The organism is Pseudomonas sp. BO3-4 (assembly GCF_034044115.1).
Taxonomy (GTDB): Bacteria; Pseudomonadota; Gammaproteobacteria; order Pseudomonadales; family Pseudomonadaceae; genus Aquipseudomonas; species Aquipseudomonas alloputida.
The window spans coordinates 4,975,432-4,990,140 of record NZ_CP139018.1 but is presented as its reverse complement, the minus strand read 5'-3'; the positions used below and the strand labels follow the sequence as shown (position 1 = coordinate 4,990,140).

Below are 14,709 nucleotides of genomic sequence, written 5' to 3'. Positions count from 1 at the left end.
TAGTATGAACGCGACGCCAGAAAAGGCTGACGACCTCATCGTCGTTGGCAAGATTTTTTCGGTTCACGGCGTTCGCGGCGAGGTGAAGGTGTATTCCTTTACCGATCCGATTGAAAACCTGTTGGATTATCCACGCTGGACGCTTCGGCACGAAGGCAAGGTAAAGCAGGTCGAGCTGGTCAGCGGTCGTGGCTCCCAAAAGGGCCTGGTCGTGAAGCTGAAAGGTCTCGACGATCGCGATGAAGCCCGTCTTCTGAGCGGTTACGAAATCTGCATCCCGCGGAGCCTTTTGCCCAACCTGGCTGCCGACGAGTACTACTGGTACCAGTTGGTAGGTCTGAAGGTTATCAACCAGGACGAACAACTGTTCGGCAAGGTCGATCACCTGTTGGAGACCGGTGCGAACGATGTAATGGTGGTCAAGCCCTGCGCAGGCAGCCTGGATGATCGCGAGCGTCTGTTGCCCTATACGGAGCAATGTGTGCTGGCAATCGACCTCGAAGCAGGCGTGATGCGGGTCGAATGGGACGCGGACTTCTAAACGATGGGTAACCTTCGCGTAGACGTCATCACGTTGTTCCCCGAGATGTTCTCGGCCATCACGGAGTACGGCATTACCAGCCGCGCGGTGAAACAAGGGTTGCTTCAGGTGACTTGCTGGAACCCGCGGGACTACACCACAGATCGTCACCACACGGTAGATGATCGGCCGTTTGGCGGTGGTCCGGGCATGGTGATGAAAATCAAGCCTCTGGAAGACGCCTTGGTTAGCGCCAGGCAGGCGACCGGAGCAGCGGCGAAGGTGATCTACCTTTCGCCACAAGGCCGCAAGCTGACTCAGCAGGCGGTCAAAGGCCTGGCCGAACAGGAATCGTTGATCCTGATCGCCGGTCGTTATGAAGGCATCGACGAGCGCTTTATCGAGGCTCATGTCGATGAGGAGTGGTCGATTGGCGACTATGTGCTTTCCGGTGGCGAGCTGCCGGCCATGGTACTGATCGATGCGGTTACGCGACTGCTGCCCGGAGCTTTAGGGCATGTGGACTCGGCGGAAGAAGATTCCTTCACCGACGGTCTGCTCGATTGCCCGCACTACACCCGGCCTGAGGTGTATGCGGATCAGCGTGTTCCCGACGTGTTGCTAAGTGGCAACCATGCACATATCCGGCGTTGGAGGATGAAGCAGTCCCTTGGTAGGACCTTCGAACGACGCGCCGATCTTCTGGAAAGTCGCTCGCTTTCTGGAGAAGAGAAGAAGCTGCTCGAGGAATATCTCCGCGAGCGGGACGATAGTTAAACGTATCGATGGTGGATCGCGTATCCATCTTAGGAGCACAGCATGACCAACAAGATCATCCAGCAGCTCGAAGCCGAGCAGATGAGCAAGGAAATCCCGACCTTCGCACCAGGCGACACCGTTGTCGTTCAGGTTAAAGTGAAGGAAGGTGAGCGTTCCCGTCTGCAGGCGTTCGAAGGCGTCGTTATCGCCAAGCGTAACCGCGGTCTGAACAGCGCCTTCACCGTGCGCAAGATCTCCAGCGGCGTTGGCGTAGAGCGTACCTTCCAGACCTACAGCCCGCAAATCGACAGCCTGGCCGTGAAACGTCGTGGTGACGTGCGTAAAGCCAAGCTGTACTACCTGCGCGACCTGTCCGGCAAAGCCGCTCGCATCAAGGAAAAACTGTCCTGAGTGCAGTTTGCCCGGTGGCCGAGGCCGCCTAGCGAGAAAAAAGCAGCCTTCGGGCTGCTTTTTTGCGTTTTGAAACCCCAAGAATGTGATTGCCATGACGACCCGAGACCAGGAAATCCAGCGCCGCACCGAACTGTCGGTTACCCGCGTGACCAAGGCGGTGTTCCCCAATACCACCAACCACCACAACACCCTGTTCGGCGGCACCGCCCTGGCCTGGATGGACGAAGTGTCGTTCATCGCTGCCACGCGTTTCTGCCGCCTGCCGCTGGTGACCGTGTCTACCGACCGTATCGATTTCAAGCACCCGATTCCGGCGGGCTCGATCGTCGAGCTGGTGGGGACGGTGATCAAGGTTGGCAATACCAGCCTGCAGGTGCAGGTGGATGTGTTTGTCGAGAACATGTACCTGGATGGCCGTGAACGGGCGATCCATGGGGTGTTCAGCTTCGTCGCCATCGACGAGGACAAGCGCCCGGTGCCCGTGCTGCCAGGCACCTGAGCATTACGGTTGCGCTGCTGGCTCGATCAATGCCACCAAGGTCCAGCCCGGTTGTGGCTGCAGCGGGTTATCAGGGCTGGCTACATGGACCCAGCCATGGCCATCGCGCGCGAACAGCAAGTTTGCCCGTTCGCCATGCAGTGCCTGGTAGGCATCCCAGCCAAAGCCTTCGGTCAGGTTGGTGCTATACAGCTCGGCGCCTTGATGCAGACGGTTGGCCAGTTGCAGGTAGGTCATCGGCTTGGCCCCCAATAGATGCCCACGGTGTTCTTCGGCCGCCCGATGCTTGTCGCTACGTTGTTTCTCCAGGCCACTGGCTAGCACGAACAGCCGGCTGTGGCCGAAATCATGACGGAACCTGGCGCAGGCCAGGGCATTGATTTCGCCGGCGGGAGAGAGGCCCAGCAAGTGCCCGAGGCCGACCAGGTCCAGATGGGCGTCGGCATGCTGCGAGGCCGGGTTGCCAAAGTAGGTCGTGAGCCCGTCCATGCGTGCGGCGCGGATGTTTTCCCAGCTGGAGTCCGTCAGCAAAACCCGGCAGCCCAATTGTTGAAGGGCTTTGGCGATGGCCCGGGCCGGTTCGTTGGCACCGACGATGAGAAACCCGCTGGGTGCCGGTTCGGCGACCTTGAGCAAGCGTGCCAGTGGCCTAGCCGTGGCGCTTTGCAGTACCACCGTGCCAATGATTACCGCGAAGGTCAACGGTACCAGCAGCAAGGCATCCTGGTGGCCGGCCTGGTGCAGGCGGATGGCAAAAATAGCGGAAACGGCCGCGGCAACGATGCCGCGCGGCGCAATCCAGGCCAGCAGCGCGCGCTCCCGCCAGTTGAGTGTCGAGCCCAGTGTGGCCAGCCAAACGTTGAGCGGGCGTGCCAGCAGCTGGATCACCAGCAGCAATGCCAGCACAGCAGGGCCAAGGCCCAGCAGGGCATGCAGGTCAAGGCGTGCAGCCAGCAGGATGAACAGGCCGGATATCAGCAGCACACTGAGGTTTTCCTTGAAGTGCAGGATTTGCCGCACATCAACCCCGCGCATGTTGGCCAGCCACATGCCCATCACGGTCACCGCCAGCAGCCCGGACTCGTGCACGATCTGGTTGGCGGCGATGAAAATGCCCAGTACCGCCGCCAGTGACGCGAGGTTGTGCAGATATTCTGGTAGCCACTGTTCGCGCATGATTTGCCCCAGTACCCAGCCCCCTGCCGCGCCCAGGGCGGTACCGCAGAAGATCACACCGGCAAAAGTGATAAGGCTCTGGCTCAGGCCGTTACCCTCGGCGCTGGCGATGATGAAGCTGTATACCACCACGGCGAGCAGCGCGCCGATGGGGTCGATCATGATTCCTTCCCAGCGCAGGATGTTCGCGATCGCAGACTTTGGCCGCACCACGCGCAACATCGGCACGATCACCGTGGGGCCGGTCACCAGCGTCAGGGTGCCGAAAAGAATCGCCAGCGGCCAGTCGAACCCGAGCAGCCAGTGGGTTGCCAGTGCAATCACCAGCCAGGTGACCAGTGCACCCACCGTGACCAGGCGATGCACCACGCTGCCGATCTCGCGCCACTGCGACAGGTGCAGGGTCAGGCTGCCTTCGAACAGGATCAGCGCCACCGCCAGCGACACCAGCGGCATCAGCAATGGGCCGAACAGCGCCTCGGGGTCGAGCCATCCCAGCGCTGGGCCGGCAAGGATCCCGGCCAACAACAGAAACAGAATCGCCGGCAGCTTCAGGCGCCAGGCCAGCCACTGGCAGGCGAGCGCTGCAGCGCCGATGCCGCCCACACTCAGAAGGATCTGCTGTTCGCTCATGCGGGCTCCCTATGCCGACGTTGTTATGAAAGACTAAGCGCCATTTCGTCGTTTGCCACCGAGATTTCATGCCCGCCCTCGACCACCCCCTGATCGACCAGTTCCTTGACGCCCTATGGCTGGAAAAAGGCCTGTCCGACAACACCCGCGTGTCCTACCGCAGCGACCTGGCCCTGTTCAATGGCTGGCTGCAGGAGCATTCGGTAGCGCTGCCGGACGCCGGCCGCGACTTGATCCTCGATCACTTGGCCTGGCGCCTGGATCAGGGCTACAAGCCACGTTCCACGGCGCGTTTCCTCTCCGGTCTGCGCGGCTTTTTCCGTTACCTGCTGCGGGAAAAGCTGGTGGCCATCGACCCGACCCTGCAGGTCGACATGCCGCAATTGGGCAAGCCGCTGCCCAAGTCGCTGTCCGAAGCCGACGTCGAAGCCCTGTTGCAGGCTCCGGACCTGGGCGAAGCCATTGGCCAACGCGACCGTGCCATGCTCGAAGTGCTCTACGCGTGCGGCCTTCGGGTTACCGAACTGGTCAGCCTGACCCTCGACCAGGTCAACCTGCGCCAGGGTGTGCTGCGGGTGATGGGCAAGGGCAGCAAGGAACGTCTGGTACCCATGGGTGAAGAGGCGGTGGTGTGGTTGGAGCGCTACCAGCGCGATGGTCGCGCCGAACTGCTCAATGGCCGTCCCAGCGACGTGCTGTTCCCCAGTCAGCGCGGCGAGCAGATGACGCGCCAGACCTTCTGGCACCGCATCAAACACCACGCACGGGTTGCCGGCATCGACAAGCCGCTGTCGCCGCACACCCTGCGGCATGCCTTCGCCACCCACCTGCTCAACCACGGTGCCGACTTGCGGGTGGTGCAGATGCTGCTGGGCCACAGTGACCTGTCGACCACGCAGATCTATACCCACGTCGCCAAGGCCCGCCTGCAGCAGTTGCACGCCCAGCACCACCCGCGTGGATGAATGTTTTTCATGTTCCGCCGACCGGTCCTTGCGACCCCCTTCACGGGCAGCGTGATGTGGTAGGCTTGAGCGGTTTGCACCAAGGGCTGCACGGTCACCGCGTATTTTCCGCAGGTGGCGCCCTCCGGCCCCTGTCCGCCTTCAGGAGTTCCCATGCGCGTGACCCAGTTTTTCGCCGCCGCCGCGTTGGCGCTGGCCAGTACCTTTGCCGTTGCCGCGGCAACCGATAGCAACGCCGGTGCCGAGCAGGCCATCCGTAAATCGTTGCAGAACCTCGAGTTGGAAGTGCCCGTGGAAAGCGTGGCCAGCAGCCCGCTCAACGGCCTGTATGAAGTCAAGCTGCAGGGCGGCCGCGTGCTGTACGCCAGCGCTGACGGCCAGTTCGTGATGCAGGGCTACCTGTTCCAGATCCAGGACGGCAAGCCGGTCAACCTCACCGAAAAAACCGAACGCCAAGGTATCGCCAAGCTCATCAACGGCATTCCAGCCGCCGAGATGGTGGTTTATCCTGCCAAAGGCGAGACCAAGTCGCACATCACCGTGTTCACCGACACTACCTGCCCGTACTGCCACAAACTGCACGCCGAAGTGCCTGAGTTGAACCGTCGCGGTATCGAAGTGCGCTATGTCGCCTTCCCGCGTCAGGGCCTCGGTTCGGCGGGTGACCAGCAGTTGCAGGCGGTGTGGTGCTCCAGCGACCGCCGTGGGGCGATGGACAAAATGGTCGAAGGTGAAGAAATCAAGGCCGCCAAGTGCACCAACCCGGTCAGCAAGCAGTTCCAGCTGGGTCAGTCGATCGGTGTCAACGGCACGCCGGCCATTGTTCTTGAAAGCGGCCAGGTCATTCCGGGCTACCAGCCGGCACCGCAGGTCGCCAAGCTGGCACTTGCCAAGTAATCCAGTTCAGTACGCCGTCGTCATGGGGTGACGGCAAGTTTCACGGTCGGCAAACGTGTCGGCCGTTCAATGGGGAGTTCACAGTGAAACCGGTCAAAGTAGGCATCTGTGGGTTGGGGACCGTCGGTGGCGGAACCTTCAATGTACTTCAGCGCAACGCCGAGGAGATTGCCCGCCGTGCCGGGCGCGGTATTGAAGTGGCACAGATCGCCATGCGCTCGCAGAACCCGAACTGCCAGATTACCGGTACCCCCATTACCGCTGACGTGTTCGAAGTTGCAAGCAACCCGGAGATCGACATTGTCATCGAGCTGATCGGTGGCTATACCATCGCCCGCGACCTGGTGCTGAAGGCCATCGAAAACGGCAAGCACGTGGTCACTGCCAACAAGGCGCTGATTGCCGTGCACGGCAACGAAATCTTCGCCAAAGCTCGCGAGAAGGGCGTGATTGTCGCTTTCGAGGCGGCCGTAGCCGGTGGCATCCCGGTGATCAAGGCCATCCGCGAAGGCCTGTCGGCCAACCGCATCAACTGGCTGGCTGGCATCATCAACGGCACTGGCAACTTCATCCTCACCGAAATGCGTGAGAAGGGCCGTGCCTTCCCGGACGTGCTGGCCGAAGCTCAGGCGCTGGGCTACGCCGAAGCCGACCCGACCTTTGACGTAGAAGGCATTGACGCTGCGCACAAGCTGACGATCCTGGCGTCCATCGCGTTCGGTATCCCGCTGCAGTTCGACAAGGCCTACACCGAAGGTATCACCCAGCTGACAACGGCAGACGTGAACTACGCCGAGGCGTTGGGCTACCGCATCAAGCACCTGGGCGTGGCGCGTCGCACCGCCGAAGGTATCGAGCTGCGCGTGCACCCGACGCTGATCCCGGCCGACCGTCTGATCGCCAACGTCAACGGCGTGATGAACGCTGTCATGGTCAACGGTGATGCTGCCGGCTCCACCCTGTACTACGGTGCCGGCGCGGGTATGGAGCCTACCGCTTCGTCAGTGGTCGGCGACCTGGTCGACGTGGTCCGTGCCATGACCTCCGACCCGGAAAACCGTGTGCCGCACCTGGCCTTCCAGCCAGACTCGCTGTCGGCCCACCCGATCCTGCCGATCGAAGCCTGCGAAAGCGCCTACTACCTGCGTATCCAGGCCAAGGATCACCCGGGCGTTCTGGCCCAGGTCGCCAGCATCCTCTCGGAGCGCGGTATCAACATCGAGTCGATCATGCAGAAGGAAGCCGAGGAACAGGATGGCCTGGTGCCAATGATCCTGGTGACCCATGGCGTGGTCGAGCAGCGTATCAATGACGCCATCGTTGCCCTGGAAGCCCTGCAGGACGTGGTCGGCAAGGTTGTGCGCATTCGCGTCGAGCAGCTCAACTAACAAATATTGCCGATGGGCCGCCCGCGCGGCCCCGGCCCCAGCATCGAAGGTTTGCACCCATGCGCTATATCAGTACCCGCGGCCAGGCACCGGCCCTGAATTTCGAAGACGTGCTGCTGGCTGGCCTGGCCAGCGACGGCGGCCTCTACGTGCCGGAAAACCTGCCACGCTTCACCCAGGAAGAAATCGCCTCGTGGGCCGGCTTGCCCTACCACGAGCTGGCCTTCCGCGTGATGCGTCCGTTTGTCGAGGGCAGCATCGCCGACGCCGATTTCAAGAAGATCCTCGAAGAAACCTACGGCGAGTTCGCCCACGCTGCGGTCGCCCCGTTGCGTCAGCTGAACAGCAACGAGTGGGTGCTGGAGCTGTTCCACGGCCCGACCCTGGCGTTCAAGGACTTTGCCCTGCAGTTGCTCGGTCGCCTGCTTGACCATGTGCTGGCCAAGCGCAACGAGCGCGTGGTCATCATCGGTGCCACCAGCGGTGATACCGGTTCCGCTGCAATCGAAGGCTGCCGCCGTTGCGACAACGTCGACATCTTCATCCTGCACCCGCACCAGCGTGTATCGGAAGTGCAGCGCCGTCAGATGACTACCATCTTTGGCGACAACATCCACAACATCGCCATCGAAGGCAACTTCGACGACTGCCAGGAAATGGTCAAGGCCAGTTTCGCCGACCAGTCGTTCCTCAAGGGCACCCGCCTGGTCGCCGTCAACTCGATCAACTGGGCGCGGATCATGGCCCAGATCGTCTACTACTTCCATGCAGCCCTGCAGCTGGGCGGCCCGGCGCGCTCGGTGGCGTTCTCGGTACCAACCGGCAACTTCGGCGACATCTTCGCCGGCTACCTGGCGCGCAACATGGGCCTGCCGGTCAGCCAATTGATCGTCGCCACCAACCGCAACGACATCCTGCACCGCTTCATGAGCGGCAACCAGTACGTCAAGGAAACCCTGCACGCGACCCTGTCGCCGTCGATGGACATCATGGTCTCGTCCAACTTCGAGCGCCTGCTGTTCGACCTGCATGGCCGCAACGGTGGTGCGATTGCCGAGCTGATGGCCAACTTCAAGCAAGGTGGCGGCTTCAGCGTCGAGCAAGACCGCTGGACCGAAGCCCGCAAACTGTTCGACTCGCTGGCTGTCAGCGACGAGCAAACCTGCGAGACCATCGCAGAAGTGTTCGCCGCCACCGGTGAAGTGCTCGACCCGCATACCGCAATCGGCGTGAAGGCTGCCCGCGAGTGCCGCCGCAGCCAGGACACGCCAATGGTGGTGCTGGGTACCGCGCACCCGGTCAAGTTCCCGGACGCGGTGGAGAAGGCCGGTGTGGGCAAGGCGCTGGAGCTACCCGCGCACCTCAGCGACCTGTTCAGCCGTGAAGAGCGTTGCACGGTCCTGGCCAATGACCTGAAGGCTGTACAGGGCTTTGTCAGCCAGCACGGCAACCGCGGCAAGCCGCTGTAATTGCATGCCGTTTGGGGCTGCAGCGCAGCCCCAACGTCTCAGCCCTTTCCCTCCGGTCTATCAGAAACATCCTATTCAGCCTGCCGGGCGCCAAGCATAAATTAGCCGGTCCTCCCATCAGGAGCGGCTCATGCACCAGCCCTATGTGTTGATTCACCAGGCTCGCCCATCCCACCAGATCCTCTTGCACCAGGCCCTCAATGGCCAAGGCGTCTTCAACGTGCGCATCAGCGAAAGCGTCGCTGACCTCGACGCCTGCCTCTGCGCTGAGCGTCGCCCTGACTTGCTGATCCTTGACCACGCCATGCCTGCCCGGGCCGGCCTTGCTTTGCTCGCCCAGCAGCGACGAGTGCGCGCATTGCTGTTCGTCGGCCAGCCTGCCCCAACGCGTCAAAACCTTGCCCAGGAGGCCAGAAAATGTGGCATGTGGGTGCTCGACGAGTTGCCCTGGCCGCTGTCGATGCCACGCCTGCAGCATGCCTTGCAAACACTGCAGGTGCGCCCAGGGAGGCGTATTCAAACTGTCATGCCAGCCCCGCATGCTCACTGAAGCGGGCGCGGTTTGACGAACTTTCTGCGGCGCCTGCTGGTCAGTTACTTTAGGTCCCACCACGCAGCGAGTGATCCGGATGGAAAGAATCTGCAGCCTGCTCAACGAAGCCCTGACGCCCTATCAGACCCACCTCGGCATCGCCGATCCCAGTGGTAATCGCCAACTGACCGTTCACGACCTTCTCTCAGGTATTACCTTGCGGCGCACGGTCAGCGAGCGCCAATTGCAGGAGCAACGCCTGCTGATCGACCTCGTAGACGGCTTGCACCGAGACTTGCAGATAGCTGAGGGGCGGTTGCAGCCTTGTGTGATCGCGGCATTGCAGCATCGCCAACAACCGCAGGGAACCTTTGCCTGAGTCGTCCATCAGACAGTGTAGGGGCAGCCAGCCAGTGCTTTGCTCCGGCGCTGGCAAGGCTGCCACGGGAAGTCCTCAAGGGCTTTCGCTTGGCCCCGGGCGTCTTCCCCAGCGCCTGGGGTTTCTTTTTCTGGGCAGGCACGTGTCCCTCGGCTGCTCCTGCAACGACGGTGCAGACCGGTTGGGCTTATTTGTCCTCAAAGAAACGCCGGCTTTCCTCCAGATAGTCCTCCCGCAATGCCAGGTCTAGCCAGCGGGCATACAACCCTGGCAACACATCCCGGCGCAGGGTGGGCAGCAACTGGTCGATGTGGGCAACTGCCGCACGCCCCAATTCGCTGTCTGAACACCCCACATGCAGAAACTGGTAGCGATCCACGCCCTGCACAGTATGAAACTGGTAGTCAGTCAGTGACCCGCCTTGTTGTTGGATCAGGTAGCGCACTTCAGGCCAGTAGCCGAGCACCAGGCGCAGGCGCCCCAACTGCTGCATCTGCAGCAGGTTGGCGGTGGCCTCGTTGCCGTAGTGGCGGCTGAGCGCGCTGTCGGGTAACTGGCGCAAGATGCTGTCAATCTGCGTGCCGTAGCTGCGTTCCGCGACAATCCCAAGCTTTAGCGGGGCCTTGCTCAGCAGGCCATGCAGGTCCACCTGCTGGCCGTCGAGGTAGGGTGCCACCAGCGCCTGGTTTTCCTTGCGCAACACCAGGCCGCCGCTGAGCACGCCCAGCGATGGAACAGAAAAATGCACATATTTGGCCCGTTCCGGTGTCCACAGCAGGGTTGGGTCGCAGGTGAAGGTGTCACGGTCTTGCAGCATCTGCAGGCTGCGGGCGCGGTTGACCCGCACGATGCTGTGTTCGTACTCGGGCATCTGCCTTATCAGCAGCGGTAACAACTGGTCGATGACCCCCCGGCCTTCTTCCGGGCCATCAAAAATGGTGAACGGTGGCAGGTCGCGTACCAGCCAGAAGAGGTGCTCCTTGGCATGTGCGGGCTGCAACAGCAATGCAGGTAGCAGCCCGCAGAGCAGGACCAGGTGGCGTAGGCAGCGGGGCGCGCACATGGAACCGGTCAGCGCCAGGATCAGACCGTGCCCGCTGCGCGCAGGCTGGCGATGGCCGCTGCGTCGTAGCCCAGGCTGCCGAGCAGCGCCTCGGTATGTTCGCCCAAGGCCGGGCCGACCCATTCGCTAGAGCCGGGAGTCTCCGACAGCTTGGGCACGATGCCGGGCATGTGGAATGGCTTGCCATCCGGCAGCTTGGCCTGCAGGAACATCTCGCGTGCCAGGTACTGGGGGTCGTTGAACATGTCTTCGGCCGAATAGATACGGCTGGCCGGCACTTCGGCAGTGGTCAGCACCTGCATCAGTTGCTCCAGTGGGAGGCTGTTGGCCCAGCGGTCGATTACCCCATACAGCTCGTCACGACGCAGGTCGCGGCCGTCGTTGCTGGCCAGGGTCGGGTCGTCGGCGAGGTCATCGCGACCGATGGCCTGCATGAAGCGCTTGAAGATCGCATCACCGTTGGCGCCGATCTGCACATGTTTGCCGTCGGCGCTTGTGTGGATGGAGGAGGGCGTGATGCCTGGCATGATGTTGCCGGTGCGTTCGCGGATGAAACCGAACACATCGAATTCCGGGACCATGCTCTCCATCATGGCAAAGATCGCCTCGTACAGGGCCACGTCCACCACCTGGCCCTGGCCGCCATTGACTTCCCGGTGGCGCAGCGCCATCAGCGCGCCGATCACCCCCCACAGGGCGGCAATCGAGTCCCCGATGGAAATCCCGGTTCGCACCGGCGGGCGGTCATCGAAACCCGTGATGTAGCGCAGGCCGCCCATTGACTCGCCTACGGCACCGAAGCCTGGCTGGTCTTTCATCGGCCCGGTCTGGCCAAAGCCCGACAGGCGCACCATCACCAGGCGCGGGTTCAGCGCATGCAGCACATCCCACCCCAAACCAAGTTTTTCCAGCACGCCCGGGCGAAAGTTTTCGATCAGGATGTCGGCCTCGGCCAGCAGGCGCTTGAGGATATCGCGGCCCTCGGGGTGCTTGAGGTTGAGGGTGAGCGACTGCTTGTTGCGGGCCTGCACGAACCACCACAGCGAGGTGCCCTCGTACAGCTTGCGCCACTTGCGCAGCGGGTCGCCGCCATCGGGCGATTCGACCTTGACCACTTCGGCGCCGAATTCGGCACAGATACGCGAGGCGAACGGCCCGGCGATCAGGGTACCGAGTTCGACAACTTTAAGGCCGGCGAGGGGTTTGCTGGGCGTCGACATGGGGTGTCCGTGGCAGTTGGGCAGAGCCGTGGTTTTATCACACGTCGGTTACGCCGGGTACTGCTGCGGGGCATGGAAGGTGCGGATGGGGTAGACTGTGCCACTTTCTTTTGCACGAAGCCCGTCGACCATGGCCCAGCCGTCCACCACCTACAAGTTCGAATTGAATCTCACTGACCTTGATCGCAACGTCTACGAAAGCGTCAAACAGACGATCGCTCGGCACCCTTCGGAAACCGAAGAGCGCATGGCAGTTCGTTTGTTGGCGTACGCGCTCTGGTACAACGAGAACTTGTCGTTTGGCCGCGGCCTGTCGGATGTCGATGAGCCAGCGCTGTGGGAAAAGAGCCTGGACGATCGCGTGCTGCACTGGATTGAAGTTGGCCAGCCTGATGCCGATCGTCTGACCTGGTGCTCGCGTCGTACCGAACGCACCAGCTTGCTGGCGTACGGCAGCCTGCGAGTGTGGGAAGGCAAAGTGGTGAGCGCGGTCAAGAACCTGAAAAACCTGAGCATTGCCGCTGTGCCGCAAGAGGTGCTGGAAACCCTGGCGACCGACATGCCGCGTAGCATCAAGTGGGACGTGATGATCAGTGAAGGTACGGTATTCGTGACTGACGACCGTGGCCAGCATGAAGTACAACTGCAGTGGCTGCTCGGTGAGCGTGGTTGAAGCAACCCATGCGTATCGAACCTCGTCCGCTGCCGCCGACCCTGCCATTTCTGGGTAACCTGCCACCCTTGCTGACCCGCCTTTACGCCGCGCGGGGCGTGCAGAGCGAGGCCGAACTGGACAAGAGCCTGGCACGCCTGCTGCCGTACCAGCAGCTCAAGGGCATCGAGGCCGGTGTGGACCTGCTGGTCGAAGCGATCGACCAGCGCCAGCGCATCCTCATCGTCGGCGACTTCGATGCCGACGGTGCCACCGCCAGCACCGTCGGGGTGCTGGGCCTGCGCCTGCTGGGTGCGGCCCATGTCGATTACCTGGTGCCCAACCGCTTCGAGTATGGCTACGGCCTGACCCCGGAAATCGTCGAGGTGGCGCTGCAGCGCCAGCCGCAGTTGCTGATTACCGTGGACAACGGCATTTCCAGTGTCGACGGGGTGGCGGCCGCCAAGGCCGCCGGGCTCAAGGTGCTGGTCACCGACCACCACCTGCCGGGCGAGCAGTTGCCCGATGCCGATGCCATCATCAACCCCAACCAGCCGGGCTGCAGCTTTCCGAGCAAGTCACTGGCCGGGGTAGGGGTGATCTTCTATGTGTTGATGGCCCTGCGCGCTCGCTTGCGCAGCCTTGGGCGGTACGAGGCGCAGCCACAGCCGAACATTGGCGAACTGCTCGATCTGGTGGCGCTGGGCAGTGTTGCTGACGTGGTGCCGCTGGATGCCAACAACCGCATCCTGGTGCACCAAGGCCTCGAGCGCATCCGCGCCGGCCGAGCCCGACCAGGGCTGAAGGCCATTCTCGAAGTGGCCCGCCGTGATCACCGGCGCATCACCTCGACCGACCTCGGTTTCATCCTCGGCCCGCGGTTGAACGCCGCAGGGCGGCTGGACGACATGAGCCTGGGTATCGAATGCCTGCTGTGCGAAGACGCGGCGCTGGCCCAGGACATGGCCCAGCAGCTGGACGACCTGAACCAGGACCGCAAGTCCATCGAGCAGGGCATGCAGCGCGAGGCCCTGGCCCAGCTCAAGGACCTGCCGGTCGAGTCCATGCCCTACGGCTTGTGCCTGTTCGATGCCGATTGGCACCAAGGGGTGATCGGTATTCTGGCTTCGCGTCTGAAGGAACGTTACCACCGGCCGACCATTGCGTTCGCTGATGCTGGCGACGGCATGCTCAAAGGTTCGGCGCGCTCGGTGCCGGGCTTCCATATTCGCGATGCGCTGGATGCCGTGGCCGCGCGCCACCCGCAGCTGATCAGCAAGTTCGGCGGCCACGCCATGGCTGCCGGTTTGTCGTTGCCAGAAGGCAACTTCCCGGCATTCGCCGAGGCCTTCGACGAAGAAGTGCGGCGTCAACTGCGTGAAGAAGACCTGACCGGCCGGCTGTTGTCCGACGGCAGCCTGGCGGTAGAGGAGTTCCACCTCGACCTGGCCAAGGCCCTGCGCCATGCCGGCCCATGGGGCCAGCACTTCCCAGAGCCGCTGTTCCATGGCGTGTTCCAGTTGGTGGAGCAGCGCGTGGTTGGCGAGCGGCACCTGAAGGTGGTGCTCAAGAGCGAGTGTGGTTCGGTACGGCTGGATGGCATTGCCTTCGGCGTCGACCGCGAAGTGTGGCCGAACCCGACCGTGCGTTGGGTCGAGTTGGCTTACAAACTGGATGTGAACGAGTTTCGCGGCAATGAAAGTGTGCAGTTGATGATTGCCCACATGGAGCCGCGCTGACGGTTTTGCGGGGCTTGCCTTGATTCTTGTGGTGTGGCGGAAATCCAGCGCCGCCCGCGCGGCGCATCGCGACGCAAGGCCGCTCCCACATTTGTTGCAACGTGCCAAACCTGCAAGGCCCTGGTTGCGCGCCTTGTCGGTCTGACGATGCCTGTGCGTTGTCGCTGTTATCGCCCCACCAGCCTTCAGTCATGCGCCAAGGCTGACAACCATGGCCTCACAGACATGGCCACGTTGCAACAAATGTGGGAGCGGCCTTGCGTCGCGATGCGCCGCGCGGGCGGCGCTCGATCTCACCGGCGACATCACCTTAGAGCCTGACACCCGCACCCCACACCCCACCCAAAATCCCATGGAACCTCCCCCCCACCCATTCTGGTCTAGTCTGAAGTTATGACCGGACC

15 protein-coding genes are annotated in these 14,709 nt (G+C 62.4%); 12 read left to right on the top strand and 3 right to left on the bottom strand.

What is annotated here, in order from left to right; genetic code table 11:
* Positions 1 to 4 precede the first annotated feature (4 nt).
* The 4 genes from rimM to REH59_RS22910 all read left to right on the top strand — a co-directional run bounded on the left by rimM (position 5) and on the right by REH59_RS22910 (position 2,192).
* Positions 5 to 541, top strand: a complete 537-nt coding sequence (gene rimM, locus REH59_RS22925; protein ID WP_003252144.1) for a ribosome maturation factor RimM — start codon at positions 5 to 7, stop codon at positions 539 to 541.
* A gap of 3 nt (positions 542 to 544) precedes the next feature.
* Positions 545 to 1,297 carry a tRNA (guanosine(37)-N1)-methyltransferase TrmD gene (gene trmD / locus REH59_RS22920; RefSeq protein WP_003252146.1) on the top strand — a complete coding sequence of 251 codons (753 nt, stop codon included), beginning with the start codon at positions 545 to 547 and terminating at the stop codon, positions 1,295 to 1,297.
* 42 nt (positions 1,298 to 1,339) lie between these two features.
* A complete protein-coding gene (gene rplS / locus REH59_RS22915) occupies positions 1,340 to 1,690 on the top strand; it encodes a 50S ribosomal protein L19 (protein WP_003252148.1) in 351 nt (116 codons plus the stop codon).
* Between the two features lie 94 nt (positions 1,691 to 1,784).
* Positions 1,785 to 2,192 (top strand): acyl-CoA thioesterase, encoded by a 408-nt coding sequence (locus REH59_RS22910; protein ID WP_004575447.1) that lies wholly within the window; start codon positions 1,785 to 1,787, stop codon positions 2,190 to 2,192.
* Positions 2,193 to 2,195: 3 nt separating this feature from the next.
* Here the strand turns inward: REH59_RS22910 and REH59_RS22905 are convergent, their stop codons facing one another.
* Positions 2,196 to 4,001 carry a cation:proton antiporter gene (locus tag REH59_RS22905; protein WP_004575448.1) on the bottom strand — a complete coding sequence of 602 codons (1,806 nt, stop codon included), beginning with the start codon at positions 3,999 to 4,001 and terminating at the stop codon, positions 2,196 to 2,198.
* Positions 4,002 to 4,069: 68 nt separating this feature from the next.
* Between REH59_RS22905 and xerD the strand changes: the two genes are divergently transcribed.
* The 6 genes from xerD to REH59_RS22875 all read left to right on the top strand — a co-directional run bounded on the left by xerD (position 4,070) and on the right by REH59_RS22875 (position 9,631).
* Positions 4,070 to 4,966 carry a site-specific tyrosine recombinase XerD gene (gene xerD / locus REH59_RS22900; protein ID WP_014860525.1) on the top strand — a complete coding sequence of 299 codons (897 nt, stop codon included), beginning with the start codon at positions 4,070 to 4,072 and terminating at the stop codon, positions 4,964 to 4,966.
* Positions 4,967 to 5,119: 153 nt separating this feature from the next.
* Positions 5,120 to 5,863 (top strand): thioredoxin fold domain-containing protein, encoded by a 744-nt coding sequence (locus tag REH59_RS22895; RefSeq protein WP_003252155.1) that lies wholly within the window; start codon positions 5,120 to 5,122, stop codon positions 5,861 to 5,863.
* Positions 5,864 to 5,946: 83 nt separating this feature from the next.
* Complete coding sequence (locus tag REH59_RS22890) at positions 5,947 to 7,251, top strand: homoserine dehydrogenase (protein ID WP_003252157.1); 1,305 nt, start codon at positions 5,947 to 5,949, stop codon at positions 7,249 to 7,251.
* A gap of 59 nt (positions 7,252 to 7,310) precedes the next feature.
* Positions 7,311 to 8,720, top strand: coding sequence for a threonine synthase (gene thrC / locus REH59_RS22885; RefSeq protein WP_014860526.1), 1,410 nt, complete (start codon positions 7,311 to 7,313; stop codon positions 8,718 to 8,720).
* Between the two features lie 130 nt (positions 8,721 to 8,850).
* A complete protein-coding gene (locus REH59_RS22880) occupies positions 8,851 to 9,270 on the top strand; it encodes a response regulator (RefSeq protein WP_014860527.1) in 420 nt (139 codons plus the stop codon).
* 79 nt (positions 9,271 to 9,349) lie between these two features.
* Positions 9,350 to 9,631, top strand: a complete 282-nt coding sequence (locus tag REH59_RS22875) for a DUF3509 domain-containing protein (protein WP_014860528.1) — start codon at positions 9,350 to 9,352, stop codon at positions 9,629 to 9,631.
* Positions 9,632 to 9,818: 187 nt separating this feature from the next.
* Here the strand turns inward: REH59_RS22875 and REH59_RS22870 are convergent, their stop codons facing one another.
* Together REH59_RS22870 and REH59_RS22865 are read right to left on the bottom strand one after the other, a co-directional pair.
* Positions 9,819 to 10,694, bottom strand: coding sequence for a TIGR02285 family protein (locus tag REH59_RS22870; RefSeq protein ID WP_128573681.1), 876 nt, complete (start codon positions 10,692 to 10,694; stop codon positions 9,819 to 9,821).
* A 20-nt stretch (positions 10,695 to 10,714) separates the two neighbouring features.
* On the bottom strand, positions 10,715 to 11,914 hold the full coding sequence (locus REH59_RS22865) for a CaiB/BaiF CoA transferase family protein (protein WP_003252168.1): 1,200 nt from the start codon (positions 11,912 to 11,914) through the stop codon (positions 10,715 to 10,717).
* A 130-nt stretch (positions 11,915 to 12,044) separates the two neighbouring features.
* On the opposite strand from REH59_RS22865, the gene REH59_RS22860 reads away from it, so the two are divergent.
* Complete coding sequence (locus REH59_RS22860) at positions 12,045 to 12,587, top strand: YaeQ family protein (RefSeq protein ID WP_003252169.1); 543 nt, start codon at positions 12,045 to 12,047, stop codon at positions 12,585 to 12,587.
* Between the two features lie 8 nt (positions 12,588 to 12,595).
* Positions 12,596 to 14,305: a single-stranded-DNA-specific exonuclease RecJ gene (gene recJ, locus REH59_RS22855; RefSeq protein ID WP_014860530.1), complete on the top strand. Its 1,710-nt coding sequence runs from the start codon at positions 12,596 to 12,598 to the stop codon at positions 14,303 to 14,305.
* The last annotated feature ends 404 nt before the right edge of the window (positions 14,306 to 14,709 follow it).

Coding starts and splice junctions, on each gene's coding strand:
- REH59_RS22895 (WP_003252155.1), top strand. CDS start 5,120: ATGCGCGTGACCCAGTTTTTCGCCGCCGCCGCGTTGGCGCTGGCCAGT.
- xerD (WP_014860525.1), top strand. CDS start 4,070: ATGCCCGCCCTCGACCACCCCCTGATCGACCAGTTCCTTGACGCCCTA.
- trmD (WP_003252146.1), top strand. CDS start 545: ATGGGTAACCTTCGCGTAGACGTCATCACGTTGTTCCCCGAGATGTTC.
- rimM (WP_003252144.1), top strand. CDS start 5: ATGAACGCGACGCCAGAAAAGGCTGACGACCTCATCGTCGTTGGCAAG.
- rplS (WP_003252148.1), top strand. CDS start 1,340: ATGACCAACAAGATCATCCAGCAGCTCGAAGCCGAGCAGATGAGCAAG.
- REH59_RS22880 (WP_014860527.1), top strand. CDS start 8,851: ATGCACCAGCCCTATGTGTTGATTCACCAGGCTCGCCCATCCCACCAG.
- REH59_RS22905 (WP_004575448.1), bottom strand. CDS start 4,001: ATGAGCGAACAGCAGATCCTTCTGAGTGTGGGCGGCATCGGCGCTGCA.
- REH59_RS22860 (WP_003252169.1), top strand. CDS start 12,045: ATGGCCCAGCCGTCCACCACCTACAAGTTCGAATTGAATCTCACTGAC.
- REH59_RS22865 (WP_003252168.1), bottom strand. CDS start 11,914: ATGTCGACGCCCAGCAAACCCCTCGCCGGCCTTAAAGTTGTCGAACTC.
- recJ (WP_014860530.1), top strand. CDS start 12,596: ATGCGTATCGAACCTCGTCCGCTGCCGCCGACCCTGCCATTTCTGGGT.
- thrC (WP_014860526.1), top strand. CDS start 7,311: ATGCGCTATATCAGTACCCGCGGCCAGGCACCGGCCCTGAATTTCGAA.
- REH59_RS22875 (WP_014860528.1), top strand. CDS start 9,350: ATGGAAAGAATCTGCAGCCTGCTCAACGAAGCCCTGACGCCCTATCAG.
- REH59_RS22910 (WP_004575447.1), top strand. CDS start 1,785: ATGACGACCCGAGACCAGGAAATCCAGCGCCGCACCGAACTGTCGGTT.
- REH59_RS22870 (WP_128573681.1), bottom strand. CDS start 10,694: ATGTGCGCGCCCCGCTGCCTACGCCACCTGGTCCTGCTCTGCGGGCTG.